The organism is Rhodococcus sp. DMU2021, assembly GCF_019641445.1.
In the GTDB taxonomy this organism is placed as follows: domain Bacteria; phylum Actinomycetota; class Actinomycetes; order Mycobacteriales; family Mycobacteriaceae; genus Rhodococcus; species Rhodococcus pyridinivorans.
Genome location: NZ_JAIFKB010000064.1, coordinates 1 through 2977 on the forward strand (window position 1 = coordinate 1; position 2977 = coordinate 2977).

General features: G+C 67.4%; 4 protein-coding genes. 3 read left to right on the top strand and 1 reads right to left on the bottom strand.

Annotation, left to right across the window (positions count from 1 at the left end; genetic code table 11):
• Positions 1-162 precede the first annotated feature (162 nt).
• Positions 163-420: a hypothetical protein gene (locus tag K3M35_RS25525; RefSeq protein ID WP_138845996.1), complete on the bottom strand. Its 258-nt coding sequence runs from the start codon at positions 418-420 to the stop codon at positions 163-165.
• 642 nt (positions 421-1062) lie between these two features.
• On the opposite strand from K3M35_RS25525, the gene K3M35_RS25530 reads away from it, so the two are divergent.
• The 3 genes from K3M35_RS25530 to K3M35_RS25540 all read left to right on the top strand — a co-directional run bounded on the left by K3M35_RS25530 (position 1063) and on the right by K3M35_RS25540 (position 2951).
• Complete coding sequence (locus K3M35_RS25530; RefSeq protein ID WP_138845997.1) at positions 1063-1863, top strand: hypothetical protein; 801 nt, start codon at positions 1063-1065, stop codon at positions 1861-1863.
• A gap of 51 nt (positions 1864-1914) precedes the next feature.
• Positions 1915-2232, top strand: a complete 318-nt coding sequence (locus K3M35_RS25535; protein WP_138845998.1) for a nucleotide exchange factor GrpE — start codon at positions 1915-1917, stop codon at positions 2230-2232.
• A 101-nt stretch (positions 2233-2333) separates the two neighbouring features.
• Entirely contained in the window at positions 2334-2951 is a 618-nt protein-coding gene (locus tag K3M35_RS25540; protein WP_259444481.1) for a hypothetical protein, read from the top strand.
• The last annotated feature ends 26 nt before the right edge of the window (positions 2952-2977 follow it).

The window sequence follows — 2977 nt, forward strand, 5'->3', positions numbered from 1 at the left end:
GATGATCTCCCCGGTCACGGGATCAATGATCGCCTCGCCCAGCACTTCTGTCGTGTCAGTCACGGTCATTTCCTTTCGGGTCAGACCGGACCTTCACACACCGTTTTCCGGACAGTCCCGATCTGGGAGATGTTCCTCGACCGTCGTCTCGGATTCGCCCGTTCATTGGACGGTGTTGCCGTGCGGGGTTGGATAGATCCGGACGGCATAGGCATGGGCGTCGGCGGCGGTGTAGCCGGCCAGGGCGACCGCGTGGGCGGCGACGTCGGGGTCTTCACCGAGACTGACGAGTTTGGCGAGGGCGAACTCCTCCGCACTCTGACGGTTCGGTTGAGTGCATTCGGCGAAGAACCCCCCGGTGGGGATGTGCTGGAAGTCCACCTCGTGCGGGGCGTTGCTGTCGGTCGCGGATCGTTTCATAGCGAGGCGCTGTCCTTGCCGTCGGTGAGAAGGGCGGGTGGGCTGCGATGATGCCACGTCCCCTCGACGGTCTCGTGTTGTCGGCATGGCGCAGCTTCGTTCAGTTTGAGTGGGCGGTAGCTGTTACCGGCCGGAAGGTACAGCCCCGGGCGGGATCAGGGTGGCGGTCGATGCTCCGCTGTCGGTCGAGGTCATGAGAATGCCGGTCGGCTCACTCGTCGTGGACGCCACGGTCGGGGGTGTGGACGATGTGACCGCACCGGCCCGGCTCCCGAACATGTATGTGGGGGTACACGGGAGCACGTGTTCCGCCGGGCCGCGCGGGGGCGTGTACCTCTCTCGGGGGTTGGTGGAGGGTTCCGTAGGGTGTCGCTCGGCCAGTTGATGATCCCCCCGGATCGAGTGGCCGCGCCCCGGATGTCGCCCCCGACTCCGGGGCGTTTCTCGTCGCAAGGTCCGGCGGCCCACTCCCGCCGTCTATGGCGGGCCTCACATTTTCGGGCACTTCGGGTGCTCGACCTGCCATTTCGTCGCTCAGGGTCGACGCTGGAGAAAAGTGTCGCGGCGGGGCGGGAACCTTTCGTGCTCGCGGGTTCTCTTACCTGTGTCAGTCACCGAGAACGTTGAGAGCGAGCACCTGTTATGGCTACCGAGTCCTTCTCCGGCAACACCTCTTCGCGCAGCAGTGATCGTGCGGCGTCGGAGTCCACGGCGAGCGATCGTGCGGATGCGTCGTACGGCGCGCAGTCCTCCTATGACAGTGATGCGTCGTACGGGTCGTCGTCGGCGGCGCAGTCGGGATCGACCAGCTACGAGTCCTACGAACGTTACGAGCGCTACGACAGCTCCGGGGCATCGAACACGGATTCGTCCTACGGCTCGGCCGGCAGCTCCGGCTCGTCGAGCTCGGTCGGTTCGTCGTCGGCGGCCTCGGATCGGGCCGACCGGGCGGCCTCGGACAGCGCCCAGTCGTCCTCCGCGTCGACCTCGGCCACCGGCGCCGGCGCGGCCCCGCAGGTCAGCGCTGCGAGCGAGCCGGTGGTCCTGGACGAGTACACCCTCGACGACGGCACCCGGGTCACCGATGTCGATCTCGACGGCGACGGGCAGGTCGATCTGTCCGCGCTGGATGTCGACGGCGACGGCAGGACCGACGCGCAGATCGTCGACACCGACGGCGACGGCGCGGCGGATCTGATCCAGCTCGACACCGACGGGGACGGCCGGGCCGATGCCGCGGCCGCCGACCTCGACGGTGACGGCCGGTTCGATGCGGCCGTGTTCGACACCGACGGGGACGGCCAGGTCGACGTCACCGTGGATCTGCATTCGGGCGCGGTCGATTACGACGGCGACGGTATCGCCGACGACTACGTCGACGTCTCGACGTTCGACACCCCCACCGCAACCGATGCGGGTTCGTCCGGCTACGACGTGCTCTGAGCTTCCGTCACGGTGAATCGGGTGTGGGTACGGGAAGACGGGTGAGCATCGATGAGGTTCGATTTCGAGCGGATCGGCGGGTTGATCGCCGCGGCGGACGTCGCGGCGGACGGGCACGAACGCGCTGCCGTGGAGCAGCAACTCGGCGCCCTGGGGGTGCAGTGCCTGAGCGTTAGCCCCGGCGCGGTGTTCGATCCGACCGTGCACCGGGCGGTGGCGCGGGTGCCGGCACCGTCACCGGGGCAGGTGAACACGATCGCGGCGACGGTGCGTCCGGGATGGCGGTGCGCCGATCGCATCCTGCGGTATGTGGAGGTGCGGGTGTTCGTCGCGGCCTCCCACTGCCCGTCGGCGGGAGGAACGTCGTGACCCCTGGAACTGGTGATGGTGGGCGGGTTATAGGCTGCGCGGCGGTTGTCGTGCCGAGCACGGTGTCAGTGGCGCGGTGTGTCACAGGGGGGATCGAGTAGATGAGTTGGGTTCTGGCGGTCGATTTCGGCACCTCCAATACCTCGGCGGCGCACCGGATCGGCCCGGACCGAGTCGAATCGCTGCCGCTGAGCCACACCTCGAATCTGATGCCGTCGGCGGTGTACGTCGACCCGGCGCAGTCGATCACCACCGGTGAGGTGGCCATCAACCAGGCCACCGTGGATCCGGCCGGGTTCGTCGCCTTCCCCAAAGCCCATGTCGCGGTCGGGTCGGTGATGGTGCGCGGGCAGGACATCCCGGTCGCGGCGACGATCGCGGCGGTGCTGCGCACCGTCTACAACCAGGCACTGTCGCGGCACAACCATCAGCCTCCGTCCGAGGTGGTGCTCACCCACCCCGAAGCGTGGTCGCAGCGTGAACTCGCCGTGTTGCGGGAGGCGGCCTCGCTCGCCGGTCTCGGCGGCAGCGTCTCACTGATCTCCGAACCGCGGGCAGCGGCGTTCTACTACTCGCGTCAGCACGACGCGAAGATCGTCAAGGGCTCGACGATCGCGGTATTCGACGGGGATAGCCCCTGGGTGGTGGACACGCTGACACTGGCCCATACTGGGCCGGAGAATGCAGGACATCACCATGACGAAGAAGAAGTACTCTGACGAGTTCAAGGCCGACGCCGTGCGAC

What these genes read in the sequence shown, in the direction of transcription:
- K3M35_RS25525 (WP_138845996.1), bottom strand. Translation starts at nt 420, where the DNA reads ATGAAACGATCCGCGACCGACAGCAACGCCCCGCACGAGGTGGACTTC.
- K3M35_RS25530 (WP_138845997.1), top strand. Translation starts at nt 1,063, where the DNA reads ATGGCTACCGAGTCCTTCTCCGGCAACACCTCTTCGCGCAGCAGTGAT.
- K3M35_RS25535 (WP_138845998.1), top strand. Translation starts at nt 1,915, where the DNA reads ATGAGGTTCGATTTCGAGCGGATCGGCGGGTTGATCGCCGCGGCGGAC.
- K3M35_RS25540 (WP_259444481.1), top strand. Translation starts at nt 2,334, where the DNA reads ATGAGTTGGGTTCTGGCGGTCGATTTCGGCACCTCCAATACCTCGGCG.